Annotated in this window: 15 protein-coding genes; 2 read left to right on the top strand and 13 right to left on the bottom strand. The window is 64.6% G+C overall.

The window, feature by feature from the left end:
* Positions 1 to 399: 399 nt before the first annotated feature.
* The 8 genes from ISP25_RS03655 to ISP25_RS03620 are packed head-to-tail and all read right to left on the bottom strand — an operon-like array spanning position 400 to position 11,839.
* A complete protein-coding gene (locus tag ISP25_RS03655) occupies positions 400 to 1,620 on the bottom strand; it encodes an EAL domain-containing response regulator (RefSeq protein WP_404611730.1) in 1,221 nt (406 codons plus the stop codon).
* Positions 1,595 to 4,282 (bottom strand): response regulator, encoded by a 2,688-nt coding sequence (locus ISP25_RS03650; RefSeq protein WP_404611728.1) that lies wholly within the window; start codon positions 4,280 to 4,282, stop codon positions 1,595 to 1,597. The genes ISP25_RS03655 and ISP25_RS03650 overlap by 26 nt, the downstream gene beginning before the upstream one ends.
* Positions 4,279 to 5,340: a chemotaxis-specific protein-glutamate methyltransferase CheB gene (gene cheB / locus ISP25_RS03645; protein ID WP_404611727.1), complete on the bottom strand. Its 1,062-nt coding sequence runs from the start codon at positions 5,338 to 5,340 to the stop codon at positions 4,279 to 4,281. The genes ISP25_RS03650 and cheB overlap by 4 nt, the downstream gene beginning before the upstream one ends.
* Positions 5,337 to 7,670, bottom strand: a complete 2,334-nt coding sequence (locus tag ISP25_RS03640; protein WP_404611725.1) for a hybrid sensor histidine kinase/response regulator — start codon at positions 7,668 to 7,670, stop codon at positions 5,337 to 5,339. Before ISP25_RS03640 ends, cheB begins: the two co-directional genes overlap by 4 nt.
* Before the next feature lie 6 nt (positions 7,671 to 7,676).
* Entirely contained in the window at positions 7,677 to 9,386 is a 1,710-nt protein-coding gene (locus ISP25_RS03635; protein ID WP_404611723.1) for a methyl-accepting chemotaxis protein, read from the bottom strand.
* A 29-nt stretch (positions 9,387 to 9,415) separates the two neighbouring features.
* Positions 9,416 to 9,952 carry a chemotaxis protein CheW gene (locus tag ISP25_RS03630; RefSeq protein WP_192157539.1) on the bottom strand — a complete coding sequence of 179 codons (537 nt, stop codon included), beginning with the start codon at positions 9,950 to 9,952 and terminating at the stop codon, positions 9,416 to 9,418.
* Entirely contained in the window at positions 9,949 to 11,391 is a 1,443-nt protein-coding gene (locus tag ISP25_RS03625) for a CheR family methyltransferase (protein ID WP_404611721.1), read from the bottom strand. The genes ISP25_RS03630 and ISP25_RS03625 overlap by 4 nt, the downstream gene beginning before the upstream one ends.
* Positions 11,369 to 11,839 (bottom strand): chemotaxis protein CheW, encoded by a 471-nt coding sequence (locus ISP25_RS03620; protein WP_404611719.1) that lies wholly within the window; start codon positions 11,837 to 11,839, stop codon positions 11,369 to 11,371. Before ISP25_RS03620 ends, ISP25_RS03625 begins: the two co-directional genes overlap by 23 nt.
* 48 nt (positions 11,840 to 11,887) lie before the next feature.
* Between ISP25_RS03620 and ISP25_RS03615 the strand changes: the two genes are divergently transcribed.
* Complete coding sequence (locus ISP25_RS03615) at positions 11,888 to 12,265, top strand: hypothetical protein (RefSeq protein ID WP_404611717.1); 378 nt, start codon at positions 11,888 to 11,890, stop codon at positions 12,263 to 12,265.
* Here the strand turns inward: ISP25_RS03615 and zipA are convergent.
* The 4 genes from zipA to ISP25_RS03595 all read right to left on the bottom strand — a co-directional run bounded on the left by zipA (position 12,235) and on the right by ISP25_RS03595 (position 17,521).
* Positions 12,235 to 13,239, bottom strand: coding sequence for a cell division protein ZipA (gene zipA, locus ISP25_RS03610; RefSeq protein WP_404611716.1), 1,005 nt, complete (start codon positions 13,237 to 13,239; stop codon positions 12,235 to 12,237). The genes ISP25_RS03615 and zipA overlap by 31 nt on opposite strands.
* 81 nt (positions 13,240 to 13,320) lie before the next feature.
* On the bottom strand, positions 13,321 to 16,830 hold the full coding sequence (gene smc, locus ISP25_RS03605; RefSeq protein ID WP_404611715.1) for a chromosome segregation protein SMC: 3,510 nt from the start codon (positions 16,828 to 16,830) through the stop codon (positions 13,321 to 13,323).
* 143 nt (positions 16,831 to 16,973) lie between these two features.
* On the bottom strand, positions 16,974 to 17,225 hold the full coding sequence (locus tag ISP25_RS03600; protein WP_404611713.1) for a BolA family protein: 252 nt from the start codon (positions 17,223 to 17,225) through the stop codon (positions 16,974 to 16,976).
* Positions 17,222 to 17,521, bottom strand: coding sequence for a YciI family protein (locus ISP25_RS03595; protein WP_192157551.1), 300 nt, complete (start codon positions 17,519 to 17,521; stop codon positions 17,222 to 17,224). Before ISP25_RS03595 ends, ISP25_RS03600 begins: the two co-directional genes overlap by 4 nt.
* Positions 17,522 to 17,658: 137 nt before the next feature.
* Between ISP25_RS03595 and yidC the strand changes: the two genes are divergently transcribed.
* On the top strand, positions 17,659 to 18,294 hold the full coding sequence (yidC, locus tag ISP25_RS03590; protein WP_192157553.1) for a membrane protein insertase YidC: 636 nt from the start codon (positions 17,659 to 17,661) through the stop codon (positions 18,292 to 18,294).
* A gap of 59 nt (positions 18,295 to 18,353) precedes the next feature.
* Here the strand turns inward: yidC and lysS are convergent, their stop codons facing one another.
* Entirely contained in the window at positions 18,354 to 19,859 is a 1,506-nt protein-coding gene (lysS, locus tag ISP25_RS03585) for a lysine--tRNA ligase (protein ID WP_404611711.1), read from the bottom strand.
* Between the last annotated feature and the right edge of the window lie 101 nt (positions 19,860 to 19,960).

Below are 19,960 nucleotides of genomic sequence, written 5' to 3'. Positions count from 1 at the left end.
TTGAGGTGAGCCCGATTCCGTTGGCGGGACAGCTAACCGGTGCCGTATTCGCGGCGGATATCCGGCACGGACGTGGATGCCTCCTCCCCTGGACCAGATTACGAGAAATCCGCACCGCCCGCGCCTACTATTTTCAGATGACGCTACGCTCAGGACCGGCGACTTTCTTTCGGCAGCCAGCTGCGATCGAAGCCGATCGATACCTTGACGGTTGCTCATCGTCGGCCAGGAAGTGTCACTTCAGCACTGCGGAACCGGCAAGTCGAAAGCGGCCATGCCCTGCCCTAGATGGATGAGCCGCCGGCGGTGCTGCCAGAAACAGATTCGCCACTACCCTGCCCGGCAAGACGTCCTGTCGCGCTAGCCGACGTTGCTCGGCCTCGGGCGCCAGGTCGCAGCCTAATGTTCTCTTGCTTCGGAAGCAGGAGGAATCAAGGTACTTCGGCGGGTTTCCCACTCGGCCAGCCAACCGTCAACCTGATCTCCGCGCATCGGCTTGGCGACCAAGTAGCCCTGCACCATGTCGCAGCCAGCCGCCCGCAGGAGATCCCAGTCCTCACGGTCTTCCACGCCTTCGGCGACCGTGCGCAAGCCCATGTCGCGTGCCAGGCCAAGGCTGGCTTCGAGGATGGCACGCAAAGAAGCGTTATGGCTCGCCCCATGGACAAAGCCGCGATCTATTTTCAGTTCGTCGAACGGCAGGTCACGCAATTGGGCCAGAGAGGAGTACCCGGTGCCGAAATCGTCGATGGAAAGTTTGACCTGCTTGAGGCGCAGCCTGCTCAGCACATCCAGTTGTACCTGGGGGTCATCCATCAACTGCGTCTCGGTGATCTCCAATACGAGATGGTGCATCGGCACCCCGGCAACGTGCGCTTGCTCAAGCAGGATTTCCGGGTAGTCGAGCGACGAAACACTACCCAAAGGCACATTTATGGCCAAATCGAATCGGTGGCCGGCGTCCAGCCAGTGCCGCAGATCATGCAACGCCTTACGCGTCACCTCGACACTCAGCGGGCCCACCAGCCCGTGCTCCTCGGACATCGGAATGAAATGGCAGGGCATCACCAGGCCATCTCGCGGATGCTGCCAGCGTGCGAGTACCTCCAAGCCAACCACCTTGCCGGTCGTCAGTTCCACTTTCGGCTGATAGTGGTTGCGCAATTCCCCTTGGGAGATGGCCCGCTGGAGTTCGGCCGGTGTATAGCGTGGCGCTGGAGTAGCCGAATCCGGCGAGGGAGACGCAGGATTGCCCGTAGCCAGCACTTGAAGCAATGACTCCGTGGTCACCGGCTTGCCCAGGGTTCCAAGCACATGCAAGCCATGCGCACGGGCCAACTGCTCCACGGCCTGCCGCGTCCGGGGATTTTCACCACTGACCAGCACCAGACTGCCGGCGTACGCGAGGCGTACGAGATGGCGGACGAATTCCACGCCATCCATCCCGGGCATCTGCAAGTCGCAGAAGACGATCCCGATGTCCCGATCATGTTCCAGCAGATCCAGGGCGGCCTGCCCGCTGCTGTGACAGATCATCTCCACTTGCATCCCGACTGTCCGCAACTGAAGGGAAAGCAGTTTCAGGATAAAAGGGTCATCGTCTACCAGTAGGGCTTTCATCGCCGTTCCATCCGGAAACATTCGAATTTGCATCCAGGCGGGACTCCAGCTCATGCAGCTGTTCCCGCAGTTTCAGCAGCAGCTCCCCGGCTGCTGCTTCGAAGTTCGCGACGGCCCCTACCGTGACCGCCTTGTCACCAAGAAGCGAACTGTTCTCTAGTTCGGCGCAAATGTCACCTACTTGAAGAGCCCCGACGCTGCGCGACGAAGATTTGAGCCGATGCGCCATCGCACCCACTTCACCGAAATCATCTCCCGCCGCCGCCTTCCGGATAGCGGCCATTCCCGTCATCAGCGCGTCGAGGAAGTCCTTGAGCAACACGTACAACAGCGCCGGCTCGTCGCCGATCAAGTTCTTGAGCACATTGATGTCCAGTGTCGGTCGATCCTGCGCAGGCTCGGTCTGCTGAGGTTCGGCATCCTGGCGACCCTCCTTGGTTACGGGCGGCGGCAACCATTGCTCCAGCAATTTGCGTAACGCAGGCAGTTGCAGCGGCTTGGTCAGGTAGTCGTCCATTCCCGCCGCGAGCGCACGGCTGGCTTCGCCGCGCAAGGCGTTTGCCGTCAGGGCAATGATCGGGGAATGGCTTTGCGGCGGCTCTTCGAGGCGAATGGCGGCAGCCAGCCCGTATCCGTCCAGCACTGGCATATGCAGGTCGGTGAGCAACATTGCATAGCGGCCGCGGCGCCAGAGCTCCAACGCTTCGCGCCCGTTCTTGGCCAACTCGGCCGAGTAGCCCAGCAGGTTCAACTGCCGCAACAGCACTTTCTGGTTGGTGATGTCGTCTTCCGCCACCAGGATCAATTGTCCGCATGCGCGCGCCTGGGTGATGGTGGGTGCGCTGGCCTCGGGTTCCGGCTGGCTGGAAGAGCGCCATTGTTCCGTAGCGGGCGACGCCAGCCCCGCCGCGGCAGCCGCGGCATGCAGCAGCGAGCGCCGACGCAGCAGATTGCCGTCCATCGTCACCACGCCGGCGCTCACCAGACGCGCCACGCGGCGGCGCCCCTTCGACACCAGCAGGTGGTGCACGTTCGGCTGGGCATCGAACCGGTCCAGCCATGCCGCGCGGCCCGCCTCGTCGATGCCACCGTGCACGAGCACTATCGGTTTGGTCGCATCGGCGCAGATCCGTACCGCGTCCTCATCGTCCGTCACCACGGTTACCTGTGCTCCCGCGTACTGGAGGTAGCTGCGCAGGTCGTCCGCACGGGCGTTCTGGCCATCGACAATGACGTACTCCACTCCCGACAAATCAGGAACTCCCGGAGCAGCAGCACCGGCCACGGCTTCGAAGGGCAGATGGACGGTAAAGGTCGTGCCGATGCGCGGTATGCTGTCAACGAGGATTTCACCCTGCATCAAGTCGACCAGGCGCTTGCAGATGGCGAGGCCGAGACCGGTGCCACCGAAGCGCCGGGTGGTCGATACCTCGGCCTGGCGGAACGACTCGAACAGGTGGGCGCGTGCCTCCCGGGGAATGCCAATACCGTTGTCGCTGACCTTGAAGGCGATCTGCAAGGGTTGCTGGCGGCTCACTTCCACGCGGATGTCGACGCGCCCCCGCCGCTCCCGCTCGCTGCTGCTGAACTTGATGGCATTGCCCACCAGGTTGTACATGATCTGGCGCAGGCGCACCGGATCGGCAAGGACCTGGGCCGGCCCCTCGGGCGAGACGAACACGAACAGATCCACGCCCTTGCGATCGGCCAGCGCGCTCAAGGTGTCGCAGACGGCTTCGGCCGTGTCGCACAGGCTGGTCGGCGTGAGCTCCAGCTCGAGCTTGCCGGCTTCGATCTTGGAGAAATCCAGCAAATCGTCGATCAGGTGCAGGAGTGCAAACGCGGATTCCTTCACCGTGCGCACGGCGTCAGTCTGATACTCGGACAACTTGCTGTGCGCCAGCACATCGACCATGCCCACGATGCCGTTCATGGGCGTGCGGATCTCGTGGCTCATGGTGGCCAGGAAAGCGGATTTCGCTTCGTTGGCAATTTCCGCCTGTTGCTTGGCGGCGGCCAGTTGCTTCTCCATGGCCTGGCGCTGGCGGATCTCTTCCTCAAGACGTTCGTTGACCGCAGAAAGGGCGATGTTGGCCTCGCGCAACTCCTCTTCCGAACGACGCAACTCGTCGTTTCGCTGGATGGCTGCTTCGTAGGTGGACAACAGCAGGTTGAGGATCTGCAGGCGATTGGACGTGATGAAGTGGCTGCGTCCCTTGAAGCTGATCTCGACCCCCATGTCGGCGCGATCGGACTGGCGAAGCCGGCGGTGCAACAGCACGAAATTCACGCGGTTGAGCAGGAAGGTATCGTCGTAAGGCTTCAGGATGAAGCTGTCGGCACCCGCTTCAAGACCGCTGAGAACGTCTTCCGGATTACTGAGCGTAGTGACCAGCAGAAACGGCACATCGTTCAGGTCGGCGTCCGACTTGACTGCGCGGCAAAGGCCGTAGCCATCCATTTCCGGCATGACGATGTCGCTGATGATCAAGTCCGGCTTGTGCCGTTTTGCCTCGGCCAACGCCAGACGGCCGTTTTGGCAGATAGTCACCCGGTAGCCCTGCTGTTCCAGCAGATACTGCAGGCTGAGGGCTTGGGTGGAGCTGTCTTCGGCGACCAGGATCTCGACTGCGTCGCCGCCACTAGCTTGCTTGCTGTTCACGGAAGCGCCTTGGGGTAGGAATGCGGTTGGATGACGCGTTGCAGGGCTTCGCCGATCCTGTCGAGTGGCAGGACCTGGCTGGCCGCTCCAAGCGCCACAGCTTCGCCGGGCATGCCGTAGATCACCGAAGTGGCCTTGTCCTGCACGAGGGTGATCGCGCCCGAGTCGCGCATCGCCAGGAGGCCCTGGGCTCCATCCTTCCCCATGCCTGTCAGCAGAACGCCCACGGCGTTGGGCCCGCATTGCCTGGAGATCGAATGGAACAGGGTATCCACGGCAGGTCGAAGTCCGTGTACCGGCGATGCTTTCTCGAGCCGCAGCCGACGATGCTCGCCCACGGTCAGATGGAAGTCGTCGGGTGCGAGGTAGGCATGGCCCGGGCGCGCCTCGATGCCGTGCGCTGCGATCTGCACGCGCATCGCCGTGGTTTGCCCCAGCCATTCCGACAGGCCAGGCAGGAACCCGGCGCTGATGTGCTGGACTATCACGATCGGCACAGGGAAATCCTTGTCCAGCCGCCCCAAAACCGCCTGCAAGGCCGGCGGCCCTCCGGTGGAAGCACCGATGCCCACGAACTGGATGCGACTGGACGACGATGGGGGTTGCGACGCCTGTGCCTGCGGTTTGCGGGCCCAACGCCGCACCACCTTCACCTCCGACATCAGGTGCAGGGTCTGCAGCAGTTCCCTGCCCAGACGCACAGCGTCGGGATGACTGTCGCCGACCGGCTTTTCCAGCAAGGCCACGGCGCCAGCATCATAGGCGTGGAAGGCGGTTGCCACGGCATAAACGTCGGTCACCGCCGAACACATCACGATCGGAACGGGCTGGGTCTCCATGATGCGGCGTGTCGCCTCAAATCCGTCCATGCCGTCCATCTGAATGTCCATCAGCACCACATCCGGCGGATTGGCCTGCACGAAGGCCACCGCCTGGTCGCCTCTCCCGACAGCCCCAGCCACGCGCAACGCAGGATCCTGTTCGATCAGGTGCACCAGCAGCATCCGGATGACTTCCGAGTCGTCTACCACGAGGACGCTGATGCGATTTCTGTTCACGAGGATTCCCGGGCACCGGCCAGGCGGCGCACTGCCTCCAGCAATTCACGTTGATCGAAGCTGCCTTTGGCGATATAGGCATTTGCGCCCACGTCGATACCGCGCTCGCGATCCTCGCGCCGGGACAACGCGGTGACCAGCACGACCGGGAGATCGGCAAGCTTGTGGTCGGCGCGTATGCGCAAGGTCAGGTCAAAGCCGTTCAACCGCGGCATCTCGATGTCGGAAACCAACAGGTCGAACGATTCGCTGCGCAATGCCGTGAAGGCCTCGATGCCGTCGGCCACCGCCCTCACCTTGCAGCCGGCGGACTCCAGGATGCCCTTCAATAGCAGTCTGGAGGTGATCGAATCCTCGGCAAGCAGCACCCGTTGTGCAAGCGGCCGGCCGCCTTCCTTTGCCTCCGGCCGTACCGGAGCCTGCACGGCAGTGTGCCTGGCAGACTTGAGCAGGTCGGCCACGTTGAGAATCGGTACCGGCTTGCCCGAGGCCAGCACGGTAGCCCCGGCGATATTGCGCACACGCACCAGCGGTCGCCGCAGGCGCTTGACCAGGACTTCCCCCTCGTGCAGCACCTCGTCAACAACCAGGGCCACACGCTGGTGCCCTGCGCCCAGAAGCACGACGGTCATGGGATCGGCTGCCGATTGAAAGGCAGGCATCTCGAGCAATTGGTGCAAACGGGCAAGTGCGACGACTTGCCCGTCGATTGTCAGCGTTTCGCGCTGGCCAACGGTTTTCGAGCTGGCACGCGGCACCTGGATCACCCGCTCGACATGTGCGCTGGGGAGGACAAATACCTGGTTGCACGCCTCCACGAACAAGCCGCGCAGCATGGCCATGCTCTGTGGCAACAGTATCCGGAAGCGCGCACCGCAGGGCTCGCGGTTCTCCACCTCGACTCGCCCACCCAGTCGTTCGACCTGCTCGCGCACGATGGCGAGTCCCAGCCCGCGCCCGGAAATTTCGGTGATGATCGGACTGGTGGACACGTCGGAACGGAAGGCCAGTTCCAGGGCCTGCGCGTCATTGAGCTCTCTGGCGGCATCCTCACCCAGCACGCCGGAGCGCAGCGCCGCCTTGCGCAGCCGCTGCGGATCGAGGCCGGCACCGTCATCCGCGATTTCAATGCTTATCTGATTGCCATGCAGTAGACGAGCCTGCACCTGCAAGGTCGCGCGAGGCGGTTTGCCGGCAGCCTGTCGCTTCGCCGGCAGCTCGACGCCATGGTCCAAGGCATTGCGCACCAGATGCACCAGCGGATCGCGCAGCAACTCGACCATGCGCTTGTCCAGTTGCACATCCTCACCCGAAATCTGCAGGTCGACCTGCTTGTCCTGGTCACGCGCGAGGTCGCGCACCAGCTTGGGCAAAGCCTCGGAGAGCGCCGAAAACGGCAGCATCCGCAAGGTCTTCGAATCGTCCAGCAACTCGTCGATCTGCTTGCCGGCAAAGTGGCTGTCGCGCGCGGCCGATCGCGCGATGGCGCGAACGTCACCTTCCAGGGAGCGCTGATGGCCGTAATTCCATTCCAGGAATTCCAGCGCCCTGGTTACCGATTCCAGCTCGATCCGGGTGCCGGGATCACTCGTGGCAACCAGACTCCGCAGCCGGCGCAGTGCCGGCTGCGCTGCCAGCCAGTGCTTGGACCATAGACCAAAGCGCAACTCCAGCAGCCGCAGTTCTTCAGTGCGCTCGGCTCCCGCCTGTTTGACCGTCAGCAGTTCTTCCGCCGCGAGCAGGACCCGATCCAGACGCGGTGTCTGGACGCGGACAGTACTGGTCACCTCACGCACCAGCACCGGCACCGGCACCGCACCGGTATCGACATCGGGCACGGCAGGCGGCTGATCGACGGCCTCTTCGGCAGAAGACTCGGGCTCGTGCAGGCTCTCCGGCTCGCATTCGACCGCAGCCTCGCCCCGGGCGATCGCCTCCAACTGGGTCAGCATCGCGGCAATGGCATCGGGCGAGAGGTTCGGTACCGTGCCGCCACCAGCATCCACATCGGCACTGACCATGTCGAATGCCCGGTGCAGCACATCGAAATTGCCGGCCGGCAGCACCCGACCGCGCCGCTTGCACAGCGCGAAGATTTCCTCGAGCGTCTGGCAAAGCTTTTCTATCCGCGGGAAGCCTGCAGCGCGCGCCGCCCCTTTGAGACTGTGCGTGTGCCGGAACACGGCTTCCACGTGCTGTCCGCGTTCGACTGGTGAACCGCCCTTTTCCAATGCCACCAGGCCGGTGCCGATAGCGAGCAGGTGGTCACGCGCCTCCGTCAGGAAGACGGCTCGCAGGCGTTGCAGGAATTCGGCGTCGCGTTCGTTCATTGCCGGCTAGAGGCGGTAGCCGGCGGCAAGTTGCTTGAGCTTCTCGCCAAGCAGCTTGATGCCGTGCGCCGCCGCTTCCATCTGCTTGGCACTGTCCACATTCTGGTTGCTCGCCAGCTTGATGCTTTCCATCGCCGTGGCTACCTGGTCTACACCGACCAGCTGTTGCTGGCTGGATGCGGCGATCTGCACGGCTGCCTGGGAAGCTTCGCTGACGCTGCCGGTGAGCGCCTGGATGGACTGACCCGCCTGCGTGGACTGGCGTACGCCTTCGGCTACGGCGTGGCTGCCCTGCTCGGTCGCCAGTACCGCCGCGCTCGTGGCCTGCTGGATGTCGCCGAGAATGCTGCGCACCTGTGCCGTGGCCTGGCGCGACTGCTCGGCCAAGCTTTTGACCTCCTGCGCGACCACGGCAAAACCCTTGCCGTGCTCGCCGGCCTTGGCCGCCTCGATCGAGGCGTTTACGGCCAGCAGCTTGGACTGTCCGGTCAGATCATCGACGGTAGCCACGATCTGGCCGACCGCCTGGCTCTGTTCGCTGAGCCGCACCATGCTTTCAGCGATCAGTTCCATCTGCTGCTGGATTCGCGCCATTCCGACTGCGGTGTCATCCGTAGCCTTGCGCCCTTCCTCCGAGATGGAGGCCACCCGCAAGGCGGAATCGGAGACTGCCCGGGCCTTCTCGCTGGACATCTGCGCGGTCTGCCGGACCTCCTCCACCGTAGTCGTGGTTTCGCTGACGGCCACGGCGGTCTGGGTGGCGCTGGCGGCGAGTTCGCTGGTCGAGGTCGAAATTTCACTCGCCGAGCTGCTCAGCACATTGATGCCTTCGTGGAGATCCGCCGTCAGGTTGCGCAGGTTCTGGATCATCGACGCGAACGCCTTGCCCAGTACGTCGTGCTCGGATTGCGGCTCGATGCTGACGCGAAGATCACCCTCGGAGATGCTGTGCGCTATCCCGGCCATCTGCCGCAGCGAGCGACTCATGCGCCCGAAGGCCTGATGCAACAGTCCGACTTCGTCGCTGCGGCCCAGCGATAGTTCTTCGGAAGGAAGATCGCCGATCGCGATCCGTTCGGCTGCCGTCGTCAGCGAACGCAGCGGGCCAGCGATCGTACGGGTCAGCAACCAGCCAATCGCTATCGCCGCCAATAACGCCAGCACGCCCACGACGGCGAAGGTGCTGCGGGCACTCGAGGCCTGCTGCGTACCGAGAGTCAAGGCGCGGTCCGAAAGTTTTTCAGCAAGGTCCCGCATGGCGAGGTAACGGCTGTTCTGTTCCCCCAGCGAGGTAGCGCGCGCTGCCTCGACCTGGCCTTTGCGGAGCAGGTCGAGGACCTGGCCATCGCGAACCTGCGCATATACCGCATATTGGTCGGCGAACTGGGCGATCATCGTCTCCAGTTCCGGTTCCATCTGCGTGAGGTTGCGCATGCCTTGCAGGTAGGCGGCTGCGGATCTGCCGTTTTTTCCAGCCTCGTCGAACAGATTGTTGCGCGTGCTCGCATCGCTAATGGAGAGCAGCGTCAGGACGACGGCGCGATCGTCATTGAGCGACGCCTCCAATGCGTTCGCCTCCACCGCTACATTGCGGCTCTGCGTAATTTCCTCCATGGCGTGCTGGGCCATGACGCCCAACAGCACGAGCAGCGCTACGATAAGCCCGAGGCCGAGCACCATCTTGGTGCCGGTCTTGAGGTTGTTGAACCCGTTCATGGCAACCCCCTACTGATGCCTATGGTTGTTTACGAACTCACGTCCTCATCTATGACAAGACGCGGATCGTTGAGGATGGCGTCTGTGTCCAGTATCACCAGCCGTTCCGGCGTGACTCCCACGATATATTCCGCTGCGACTCCCCCCACGGTCGACGGCGCCGGCTGGATGCGGCTCTTGCCGATGGCCGAGACACCTTCGACCGTGTCAGCCAGCAGCCCGATTTCCACCTCGTCCCTGCGCAGCAGCACAATCCTGTGCAGGTCGGTGATGCCTGGTTCGGGCAGACCGAAAAACTGCTTCAGGTCGATCACCGCCACCAGCCGCCCTCGCAGGTTGACCAGGCCGCGAAGGAACGATGGCGTGCAAGGCAGCGGCGTGAGATCCCTGAGCGGCTGCACGTCGTTCACCTGACTGGCCAGGAGGGCGTAACGCTCGTGGGCAAGAGTGAACTCGAGCACCTCGATCTGCTCCTCGAGCGGCTTGTCGGAGGGCCGTTGCGCCAGCCGTCGCGCACGTTCGCGCAAGATGACATGAGAGGCGTCGAGGCCATCGGACGAGTTCATGCGTGGTCTCCCACGACCATCAAGTCCCTGACCAGGGCGGTCAGTTGCCGCACGCTAATACCCTCGGCATGTTCGGGGTAGGCGTCCGGGGGCAGCTGTTCAAGCAAGGCCAGGACATTGCGATAGTGGCGTGCCGCATGCTTCTCCCGTCCGCGGGTGCGCTCCAGATTGGCAAGCGCCAGGCCGGCCATTACGCCATCGGGTGCCAGGTACAGGCTGCGCTCGAATGCGGCGCCGGCCTCGGGCACGTTGCCCGTCTCGGCAAGAATCATCCCTCTCAGATAATGGGCCGTCGGGTCCAGTTTTTCGGCGGCTATCCAGCGATCGCACCAGACCAGCGCTTCGTCCATGCGGCGCTGGTCGGCCAACGTCCGTGCCCGTGCGGCGATTGCCTCCGCGGAAAGTACCGTTTCCTTCGCCTTTGCGAGAGGCGGCCGCCGCTTGGGAGCAGATGGCGGTGTCGCTGGTTTAGGAAAACCGGACGACACTTCATGTGTTGCGTAAACCCGCGCCGGAAGCGTCTTGGCCGGTGTCACCTCCGTTGCGCCCTCGTCTTTTGGAGCAACTCCGCGGCGATACTGCACTTGGCCTTTCTGGTAAAAGATCGCGCCGTCGCAATGGACTGCACGAAAGCCGGCAAACAGGGTCTGCGAGGCCTCGCACGGCGCGACCGCCAGCCAGCCATCCTCGCGCAAGGCCCCATGCAGTGCCTCGACTACCTTCGATGCCTGCGCCGGCGTGAAGTACATGAGGACGTTGCGGCAGAGAATCAGGTCGAAGCCGCCATCACGCATGCTGGCCAGCGCGGCCTCGTCAGCGAGGTTCAAGGGTGCAAAGCGGACGATGCGCCGGATCGCAGGCGACAGTATGTAGCGCCCCCCTGCCAGCTGACGGAAATGCCGGGCGCGGAAATCCGGCGATGTTCCACGAAACGACCATTGGCCATACACCCCTTCCGCAGCCTTGCGCAGGAAGCGCGGATTGACGTCGGTACCAAGGAGATTGATTTGCCAGCTGCCGATGTCCGGCAACAGTTGACGCAGCAGGATGCCGATCGAATAGGTTTCTTCACCGGTACAGCAGGCGGCGCTCCAGATACGCAGCTGCCGGCTGTCCATGCGGCGCCGCTCCTCAATGAGCGCAGGCAGGACATGGGTCGAAAGTGCGGCGAACGCTTCCTGGTCGCGGAAGAAATAGGTCTCCCCGATGGTGAGGTGACTGGCCAGGATTTCCACGCCTACGGCGTCGAGCTTTTCCGACAGCAGCAGCTGTGCGCATGCCTCCACATCGGAAAGGCCGAGTTCGCTTGCCGCTCCCCTGAGCGAGCGCTTCAGATCCGGCAATTTCTCGCCCTGCAGGTGCAGCCCGAAGAGCCGCTCCACGACCGAGCCGACCCTTTCCCAAAGAACGGTTGACTCACTGCCCGGCACGTCGGGCATCCAAGGCACTGGCCAGCGCCTTCATGTCGTGGACATCGAGGAATTGCTGTGGGTCGTCGATCAGCAACAGGCCGTCCGGCGTTTTCACCAGGCCCCGTACCTGGGCAACGCCCTGGATCAGTGCCTCCCCCGGCACGAAATCCCCGCTATCGACCGCAGTCACGCCTTCTGCTTCGCTGACCGGAAGTACGAACAACTGCTGCGGTAACGCCAGCACCACGAAGGCGTCCGCAGGACTGATTGGACGCGGTGGCAAACCCAGCCGCAGCCTCAGGTCGATCACCACGGCCACGTGGCCGTGCAGGTTGACCACGCCCAACACGGCCGTCGGTGCCCCGGGCAAGGGAGTGACCTCACAGGCGTGTTCCACGCGCTCGACCGCGGCCAGCGACACGCCCAGTCGCAGCAGGTCCAGTTTGAACACAAGCAGGGAAACCGGTGCCGTCATATCGGATGGCCACCACGTTTGCAGAATGATTCCGACCTGCGGCGGTCCATGCACGTTGATTCGCTGCAAGCGACTGCCATACCCCTAGAGCCCGGCAACCATAGCGCGATTAAACGCCGTTTACCATTACGCATCTTGGCCATTATCGGCAGCGCAGTGAGCGGGCTTGAATCGATCGGCTTGAATAGCGATGCACAGGCAAGCCTGATTGCTGCCTACATCACTCGCACGTCACCTGTGCCTGGCCGCTCTTCGAACGGCAATGACCGGGCCGTCGAGGAACTGGATCTCTCCCATATCGGGCGCGGCCACCATCCAGCCGTCGATGGCCTACTCGCCTTGATAGACAGCGCCGAAAGCTTCCGGCGGTGCACGATTGTGAAAGCCGCGGACGCTCAGCGTCTGAAATGGATTTCCTCGCCCTGACGGTCGCGGTCCCAGCCACGCAGCTCGTCGCGGATGTGGGCGATGCGCTGGCGACCGAGCGCGTTGCGTTCTTCGTCCAGCACCTGCCCGTCCAGCAACTCGGCAAGGCGCTGCGCGGTGGGCAGCATGGTGTCCCATGCGTCGAGCGCGGGCAGCTGCGCGGGCAAGGTCATGAAGAAGCTGAGGCCGGGCGTGCGCAGTACGTCGAGTCTGGACAGATCGAAGCTGCCCGGCTTGAGCATGTTGGCGACGCTGAAGATCGGACCAAGCTCGCGCTTGCCGTCGGCGAGCCGATGGTAGATGCCCATGTCGCCGAACTCGAGGCCTGCCTTCTCGGCGGCCACGATCAGATCGGGGCCGTGGAAACTGGAGCCTTCGCGCGCCACCACGAACAGGGTGACGATGCGTTCCACCGGCATCTGCGCAGGACGACGACCGAGGTCGGAGCGCGGCGGCGGCCGGTTCGGCTGTGGCGCGGAAACGGGCGCAGCGCCCGCGGGAGCCGACGCTGGCGCCGCCGGAACGCTGCCGGCCGGCGCGGCGGCCGGTTCGGCCGAGGCCGACGGCGCACGCAATGCATCCACGATGGCGGCAGCCTGCCCGGCCAGCTTGCTGCGCGACACACCGGTGCTGCGTTCGCCCGAAAGCGTGGCGCCGAGGCGTTCGAGTTCTTCGCGCAGACCTACATCGAGCTCGCCCTGCTTCGGCGGCACCGCGTTTTCGTCGAAACGCAGTTCATCGGTGGCGCTGAAGGAAAGCCCGTCGGCGTCGCCGCGCTCGCCCAGCGTGGGTTCGCGGCGTTCGCCGCCCGTGTTGTTCGGCACCGGTCCCGGCGGCATGCGCCGCTTGCCCTGCTGTTCCTTCTTCGGCTGGCCAAACAGCCAGACCAGGGCGAGCACGACCAGGCCAACGATGAACATCGGTATGCCGACAGCCGGGTTCCAGCCAAGGGCAAGCACGGGTTGCAGCGTCATCATCGGTTCCTCATCGGTTCGTTCGCCGCGGGTGGCGAACGCACTTCCTCAGTTCAATCACGCGGGCGCCGCAGGCGGCACTCACGCGGTGCCCGCCAGTTTAGCCGCTTCGGCCAGGTCCACCTGCACCAGGCGCGATACGCCGGGCTCGCGCATGGTCACGCCGCAGAGCTGGCTGGCGGCTTCCATGGTGGCCTTGTTGTGGCTGATGAAGATGAACTGCACCCGCTCGCTCATCTCGCGCACCATGCTGGAGAAGCGGCCCACGTTGGCTTCGTCCAGCGGCGCGTCCACCTCGTCGAGCAGGCAGAACGGCGCGGGGTTGAGGTTGAAGATGGCGAATACGAGGGCCACCGCGGTGAGCGCCTTCTCGCCGCCGGAGAGCAGCGAGATGTTGGACGGGCGCTTGCCGGGCGGCCGCGCCATGATCGCCACGCCGGTGTCGAGCAGGTCGTCGCCGGTGAGTTCGAGGTAGGCATGGCCACCGCCGAACAGGCGCGGGAACAACTCCTGCACGCCGGCGTTGACCTTGTCGAAGGTCTCCTTGAAGCGCGCACGCGTTTCGCGGTCGATCTTCTTGATCGCGCCTTCCAGCGTCTCCATTGCGCTGGTGAGGTCGCTGAGCTGGTTGTCGAGATAGGTCTTGCGCTCGCTCTGTTCGGCGTGCTGCTGGATCGCGGCGAGGTTCACTGGTTCGAGGCGAACGATCTTCTGTGCGAGCTCGGCCAGTTGCTGTTTCCACTCCGAGGCATCCACGTTCTCCGCCAGTTCGGCGAGCAGGGTTTCTAGCTCGAGGCCGGAAGCCGCGATGGCTTCGGCCAGCTGCTCGGCGCGCAACTGCAAGGCCTGCGCGGCGAGGCGCTTTTCGGAAAGGTTTTCACGCAGGTTGGCGAGGCTCTGTTCGGCAAGGTGCCGGCGCTGTTCCAACTGGCGGAAAGCGATATCGCATTCCTCCAGTGCACGGCGCGCTTCCACCAACTGCTTGTCCACCAGCAGACGCTGGTCGAGATAGGTCTGCCGCTCGGCTTCGAGCTCGGCGATGGGGTCGGATCCCGCGGCGAGCTGTTCGGCGATCTCGCCTCGACGCGCCTCGATCTGGCGCAACTGGTTCTCCATGCGCGCCAGTGCCTGTTCCAGCGAGGCCAGCGAGGAACGCTTGGATTCCAGCGACAGCGCCAGCGCGTGAGCCTGGTCGGCGGCCTCGCGCGCGTTCATGCGCGCGGCCTCGCGGGCCTCCAGCAGGGCACGGCGTTCGTTCTCCAGTTCGCGGCGCTGGTCCTCGAGGTCGCCCATATGGCCGACCGACTCGTCCAGCCGCGCGCGTGCCTCGCGGGTCTGCGCCTGCAGCTCGTCCAGTTGCTCTATCAACGTTGCCAGTTCACCGGCCACTTTCTCGCCGCGGGCGCGGGCGGTTTCCAGCTTGCCGCGATGGCTTTGCAGCTGACCGGCGAGTTCCGACTGGCGGCGATGCGCGTTGTACAGCTCGCGCTGGGTGTCGTCGCGGGCGCGTTCGGCCTCGAATTTGCGGGTGCGCTGGTCGTCGAGCTGGGCGGTGCATTCCTCGATGCGCGCTTCCAGCGCGGCGACCTGTTCGGCCAGCGTGCGGATCTCGCGCTCGCGCGCCAGCACGCCCACCTGGTTGCCTTGCGCGCGGCGTACGCGTGCCCAACCCGGGCCCAGCCACTCGCCACCACGGGTGATCACCGACTGGTACGGCGCCAGCGCGGACAGGCCGGCAACGCGCTGGTGCGCCTCGTCCAGCGTCTCGGCAATAAGCACGTGACCGAGGATGGCCATGGCCGCCGCCGGGCCTCGCACGTGCGCGGCCAACGTGCCGGCAGTGTTGGCACCGCCCTCGGCGGCATCGAGCAGTGCGACATCGGCGTTTTCCAGCGCACTGAAGTCCGCGGCCAACGCGTGTGCGCCATCGACCAGCACGCTGTCGATGAAGCCGGAGAGCACGGTTTCCACCGCGGTTTCCCAGCCGGCTTCCACCTGCAGCGTCTCGCCGAGGCGTGGCGACTTGTCCAGGCCCAGCCGCGCCAGCCATTGGCTGGCTGCGTTTTCTTCCTGGCCCAGCGCAGCGTGCTGCAGGGCTTCCAGCGAGGAGTGTCGGCCACGCGCCGTCTGCAGCTGAGAGCGCGACTCGTTGAGCGCCGACTGCAGCTGGCGTTCCTCTTCCAGCACCTTCTCGTGGTTGCTCTTGTGCTGGTCGAGCAGGCTGCCCAGCGATTCCACCTTCTCGCGCTGGGTGTCGTGCTCCAGATGCATCTGCTCGGCGGCAGCGTCCAGTGCGACGAGGTCGGTGGCCTTCTGTTCGGCTTCCAGCGCTTCACGGCGCCTGGCGAGGTCGATGGCCTGGCGATCGAGATAGTTGAGCTTGGTGCGCTCCACTTCGGCCGCACGGTTGGATTCGCCGGCGGTACGGGTGTGTGTGTCCCAGCGCTGCTGCCAGTCGGCAAGCTTGGTTTCGGCGCTGCGTTGGGCCTCGGCAGTGTCGTCCTGCATCTGCTGCAGGGCTTCGAGCCTGGGTTCGCCTTCGGCCAGCGCCATGCGCAGCGTTTCGACCTGTGCACGGTCGCCGGCGATGTGCTCGGCCAGTTCGTTGTGTTCGCGCTCGGCCTCGCCCTGCGCGCGCTGCAGGCGCTCCGCGGTTTCGCGGTTGTGGCGTACTTGCTGTTCGACGCGGGCGATTTCGGCGCCGACCTTGTAGACCTCGGCCTGCACCGAGCCCAGGTGCTCGCCGGCATCGGTGTGGCGTTCGCGCACGGCCTCGATCTGCGCCTCGATTTCGCGCTGGCCGGCCAGTTGCTTCTCGATCTCGATCTCGGCGGCGGACAGCCCGGCCCCTTCGCCATCGTGCTGGCCCTTCAGCGCGCGGTATTCCAGCGCGCGCAGCTCGGCCTGCTTGCGGGTTTCCTCTTCCTTGTAGGCCTTCCAGCGCTCGGCGGCGCGAGCCTGGCGGTTGAGTTGTTCGAGCTGCTTGTCCACCTCGTCGCGCACGTCCTTCACGCGATCGAGGTTCTCGCGGGTGGCTTTGATGCGGCTCTCGGTTTCCTTGCGGCGTTCCTTGTACTTGGAGATGCCGGCGGCTTCCTCCAGGTGCGTGCGCAGTTCCTCCGGGTGCGCCTCGATGATCTGCGAGATCATGCCCTGCTCGATGATCGAGTAGCTGCGCGGACCCAGGCCGGTGCCGAGGAACAGGTCGGTGATGTCGCGGCGGCGGCAGCGCGCACCGTTGAGGAAATAGGCGGACTGGCCGTCGCGCGTCACCTGGCGCTTCACCGAGATCTCGGCGTACTGGCCGTACTCCCCCTGCACCGTACCGTCCGCGTTGTCGAAGATCAGCTCGACGGTGGCCTGACCCACCGGCTTGCGCGAGGTGGAGCCGGAGAAGATCACGTCGGTGAGCGAATCGCCGCGCAGGCGGCTGGCCGCGCTCTCGCCCATCACCCAGCGGATCGCGTCGATGATGTTGGACTTGCCGCAGCCGTTCGGTCCCACCACGCCGGTCATGTTGGCCGGAAGATGCAAGGTGGTCGGATCGACGAAGGATTTGAAGCCGGCGAGTTTGATCGTGGTCAGGCGCATGCGGTCATCGCAGGGAAATCGGAGGGCGCCCAAAGGGCTGGGCGACAGGGCACTGTGCCAAAGGAGGGGCGGTGCCGCAACGCATTTCTACATGATGTTTCACTGAAGAAATGTGTTGTATCGTATTGTTTGTTAATTATTTTCTACTTCGCATCTATAGACAGCGCGTGGATGCCGCGGTTCATCAGGTCATCGAGCGTGGCATAGATCATCCGATGGCGCTTGATCGGCAGCACGCCGGCGAACGCGGGGCTGACGATGCGCACGTGGAAATGTCCCTTGCCTTCCCCTGCGTGGCCGCGGTGCAGATGGCCCTCGTCCACCACCTCCAGCTCGGTGGGCGAGAACGCGGCCGCAAGGCGGACGCGGATCTGCTCGGCCATCGCTTCGCTCATGGCAGGGTCTTGCGGAACGGCTTGACGCTCACTTCGGCGTAGACACCGGCAGCCACGTAGGGATCAGCGCCCGCCCAGGCCTCGGCGTCCGCCAGCGAGGCGAACTCGGCCACGATCATGCTGCCGGTGAAGCCGGCCGGACCGGGATTCTCCGACTCGATCGCCGGGAACGGACCGGCCAGCAACAGGCGCCCTTCTTCCTGCATCTTGTTCAGCCGTTCCAGGTGCTCGGGGCGGGCGGCGAGGCGCTTGTCCAGCGAACCGGGATGATCCTGGGCGATGATCGCGAACCACATGGGCAAGGCTCCGTTGCGAGTCGAAACCGCAATTTTACCCGACTGTGCCGCCAGTCATGTGCATTGCCCGCTTGAAGCGGACGTGGCGATGCCCACTTTGCGTGTCGTCATCAACGACGTGTTGGGGAGAGCGTTACATGTGGACGATGTTCGTGAACGGGATCGTCGCGCTGCTGGGCCATCTGGCGGCAGGGCTAGACGGCAGCTATGGCCTTGCGGTGATCGCACTCGCGCTGGCCGTACGGCTTGCGCTGCTGCCGATGACCCTGCATGCCGCCGAACAGGGCTGGTTGCGCCAGCGCAGACTGGCCACGTTGAAGCCCCAGTTGGAACGCCTGCGCGAGCACCATGCGAAGAACCCCGCGGCGCATGCAGCCGCCATGCAATCGCTTTACCGCGAACACGGTATAACCAGCGGACTCGGCAGCGGCTTGCTCACCGCGCTGGTGCAGGCGCCGATGAGCGCGGGCATCTATGCGGCGATCCGCCAGGGCATGACCAGCATGGGTTCCTTCCTCTGGATACCGAAACTGGCGCGGCCCGACCTGTGGCTGGCGCTGTCGGTGGCAATGCTGGGCATGGCCGCGATGCTGCTCAATCCCATGCTGCCCGAGCAGGCACGCACCCTGCTGCACTGGCTGCCGGTGGCGATCTCGTTCTTCATGGTGTGGCACGTGGCCGCCGGGCTGGGCCTGTACTGGCTGGGCTCGGGCAGCGTGACCGTGCTGCAGAACCTGCTGCTGCGGCAGCGCGTCCGACGCCTGCCAGCCTGAAACGCACAAGGCCCGCGAGGCGACTCGCGGGCCTTGTTGCCATATCCCGGCGGAGAGGTTCAGGCCTCGGGCCGCATGTACGGGAACAGCAGCACGTCGCGGATCGAGGCGGAGCCCGTGAGCAGCATCACCAGGCGGTCGATGCCGATGCCGAGGCCGCCGGTGGGCGGCAGGCCCACTTCCAGCGCGCGGATGTAGTCGGCGTCGAAGTGCATGGCCTCGTCGTCGCCGGCATCCTTGGCGTCCACCTGGGCCTGGAAGCGCGCGGCCTGGTCTTCCGGGTCGTTCAACTCGGAGAAGCCGTTGGCGAGCTCCTTGCCGTTGACGAACAGCTCGAAGCGGTCGGTGATGCCCTTGTCGCTGTCGTTCTCGCGCGCCAGCGGCGACACCTCGACCGGATGCTGGGTGATGAAGGTGGGTTGGACCAGGGTGTGCTCCACCGTCTTCTCGAAGATCTCCAGCAGCAGCTTGCCCCAGCCGTAGCCGTCCTTGACCTGCACGCCCAGGCGCTTCGCGTGCGCAGCCATCGCCGTGCGGTCGCGCAATTCTTCGCGCTTGATCTCGGGGTTGTGCTCCAGCACCGCGTCTTCCATCGTCCAGCGGCGGAAGGTCGGGCCGACGTCGATCTGCGCGCCATCCCACTCCAGGTGCGTGGTGCCCAGCACGTGCCGTGCGGTATCGCGGATCACCGACTCGGTGAGGTCCATGATCTCGTTGTAGGTGGCGTAGGCCTGGTACAGCTCCAGCATGGTGAACTCGGGATTGTGCCGGGTGGACACGCCCTCGTTGCGGAAGTTGCGGTTGATCTCGTACACGCGGTCGAAGCCGCCGACCACCAGGCGCTTCAGGTACAGCTCCGGCGCCACGCGCAGGAACAGGTCGATGTCCAGCGCATTGTGATGGGTGATGAAGGGCTTGGCCGTGGCGCCGCCGGGGATCACGTGCATCATCGGCGTCTCCACTTCCATGAAGCGGCGCGGTTCGGCTTCCAGCCACTGGCGGATGAAGCCGATGATGCGCGAGCGCTTCTGGAAGGTGTCGCGCGCTTCCTGCGTGACGATCAGGTCCACGTAGCGCTGGCGGTAGCGCTGCTCCACGTCGGCCATGCCGTGGTGCTTGTCGGGCAGCGGGCGCAGGCTCTTGGTGAGCAGGCGCAGCGCGTCCACCTTCACCGACAGCTCGCCGGTCTTGGTGCGCATCAGCACGCCTTCGGCGCCGACGATATCGCCCATGTCCCAGCCCTTGAAGGCATCGTAGACGTCGCCCACGGTACCGGCATGGATGAACAGCTGGATGCGACCGGTCATGTCCTGGATCTGCGCGAAGCTGACCTTGCCTTGCACGCGCTTGAGCACGATGCGGCCGGCCACCTTCACGCGACGCTGTGCGGCTTCGATGGCCTCGGCATTGTGCTTATCTTTGTCGGCGTACTCATCCTGCAGGTCGCCGACGAAGCTGTCCATCCTGAAGTCGTTGGGAAACGCGATGCCCTGCCCGCGCAATGCCGTGAGTTTTTCGCGGCGTTCGGCGATCAGCTTGTTTTCGTCTTGGGTATCGTCGCTCATGAGGCTTCCGTGATGGCCGGTGCTGGCACCGGTGGCTGCATATCTGAAATAGAACCGTTCGTCCCGAGCGCAGGTCCGCAGGATCGAAGTCGAAGGAACTG

Source organism: Rhodanobacter hydrolyticus (genome assembly GCF_044904645.1).
This window is presented reverse-complemented; position numbering and strand designations above follow the sequence as displayed.

What these genes read in the sequence shown, in the direction of transcription:
- ISP25_RS03640 (WP_404611725.1), bottom strand. Translation starts at nt 7,670, where the DNA reads ATGAACGAACGCGACGCCGAATTCCTGCAACGCCTGCGAGCCGTCTTC.
- zipA (WP_404611716.1), bottom strand. Translation starts at nt 13,239, where the DNA reads ATGACGCTGCAACCCGTGCTTGCCCTTGGCTGGAACCCGGCTGTCGGC.
- ISP25_RS03615 (WP_404611717.1), top strand. Translation starts at nt 11,888, where the DNA reads ATGCACGTTGATTCGCTGCAAGCGACTGCCATACCCCTAGAGCCCGGC.
- yidC (WP_192157553.1), top strand. Translation starts at nt 17,659, where the DNA reads ATGTGGACGATGTTCGTGAACGGGATCGTCGCGCTGCTGGGCCATCTG.
- ISP25_RS03635 (WP_404611723.1), bottom strand. Translation starts at nt 9,386, where the DNA reads ATGAACGGGTTCAACAACCTCAAGACCGGCACCAAGATGGTGCTCGGC.
- smc (WP_404611715.1), bottom strand. Translation starts at nt 16,830, where the DNA reads ATGCGCCTGACCACGATCAAACTCGCCGGCTTCAAATCCTTCGTCGAT.
- ISP25_RS03600 (WP_404611713.1), bottom strand. Translation starts at nt 17,225, where the DNA reads ATGAGCGAAGCGATGGCCGAGCAGATCCGCGTCCGCCTTGCGGCCGCG.
- lysS (WP_404611711.1), bottom strand. Translation starts at nt 19,859, where the DNA reads ATGAGCGACGATACCCAAGACGAAAACAAGCTGATCGCCGAACGCCGC.
- ISP25_RS03625 (WP_404611721.1), bottom strand. Translation starts at nt 11,391, where the DNA reads ATGCCCGACGTGCCGGGCAGTGAGTCAACCGTTCTTTGGGAAAGGGTC.
- ISP25_RS03630 (WP_192157539.1), bottom strand. Translation starts at nt 9,952, where the DNA reads ATGAACTCGTCCGATGGCCTCGACGCCTCTCATGTCATCTTGCGCGAA.
- ISP25_RS03620 (WP_404611719.1), bottom strand. Translation starts at nt 11,839, where the DNA reads ATGACGGCACCGGTTTCCCTGCTTGTGTTCAAACTGGACCTGCTGCGA.
- ISP25_RS03655 (WP_404611730.1), bottom strand. Translation starts at nt 1,620, where the DNA reads ATGAAAGCCCTACTGGTAGACGATGACCCTTTTATCCTGAAACTGCTT.
- ISP25_RS03595 (WP_192157551.1), bottom strand. Translation starts at nt 17,521, where the DNA reads ATGTGGTTCGCGATCATCGCCCAGGATCATCCCGGTTCGCTGGACAAG.